We start from the raw sequence: 993 nt of genomic DNA, 5'->3' as shown, positions 1-993 counted from the left end.
AGCAGCCGCACGGCACGTTCCGTACGGCGGCCCGCAGGCTGCCGGCGATCGCCGCGATGGGCTTCGACGTGGTCTATCTGCCGCCGATCCATCCGATCGGGACGACGTTTCGCAAGGGCCGCAACAACACGCTGTCCGCCGGGCCCCAGGACGTGGGGGTGCCCTGGGCGATCGGTTCGCCGGAGGGCGGCCATGACGCGGTCCACCCGGACCTGGGCACGATCGAGGACTTCGACTGGTTCGTCGCCCGGGCCGCGGAGCTGGGGCTGGAGATCGCGCTGGACTTCGCCCTGCAGTGCTCGCCGGACCACCCCTGGGTGCACAAGCACCCGGAGTGGTTCCACCACCGCCCCGACGGCAGCATCGCCTACGCGGAGAACCCGCCGAAGAAGTACCAGGACATCTACCCGATCGCCTTCGACGCCGACCTGGAGGGGCTGATCGCGGAGACCCTGCGGGTGCTGCGGCACTGGATGGAGCACGGGGTGCGGATCTTCCGGGTGGACAACCCGCACACCAAGCCGGTGGTGTTCTGGGAGCGGGTGATCGCCGACATCAACGCCACCGACCCGGACGTGATCTTCCTGGCGGAGGCGTTCACCCGGCCGGCGATGATGCACACCCTGGCCCAGATCGGCTTCCAGCAGTCGTACACCTACTTCACCTGGCGCAACACCAAGCAGGAGCTCACCGAGTACCTCAGCGAGCTCTCCGGTGAGGCGGCCTCCTACATGCGGCCGAACTTCTTCGCCAACACCCCCGACATCCTGCACGCCTTCCTCCAGCACGGCGGCCGGCCCGCGTTCGCGCTGCGCGCCGTGCTGGCCGCGACCCTCTCGCCGGCCTGGGGCATCTACTCCGGCTACGAACTCGCCGAGAACACCCCCCTGCGCGAGGGCAGCGAGGAGTACCTGGACTCGGAGAAGTACCAGATCAAGACCCGCGACTGGGACACCCCCGACACCCTCGCCCCCCTGATCACCCAGCTCAACA

The 993-nt window shown here is 68.8% G+C and carries 1 pseudogene; it reads left to right on the top strand.

The features are described 5' to 3' along the window. A pseudogene (locus tag EHS43_RS45135) lies at positions 1 to 993 on the top strand (alpha-1,4-glucan--maltose-1-phosphate maltosyltransferase); the annotation flags it as partial.

The organism is Streptomyces sp. RP5T, from assembly GCF_003933965.1.
In the GTDB taxonomy this organism is placed as follows: domain Bacteria; phylum Actinomycetota; class Actinomycetes; order Streptomycetales; family Streptomycetaceae; genus Streptomyces.
The sequence above is the reverse complement of the archived record's forward strand: the minus strand, read 5'-3'. Positions and strand labels throughout refer to the sequence as shown.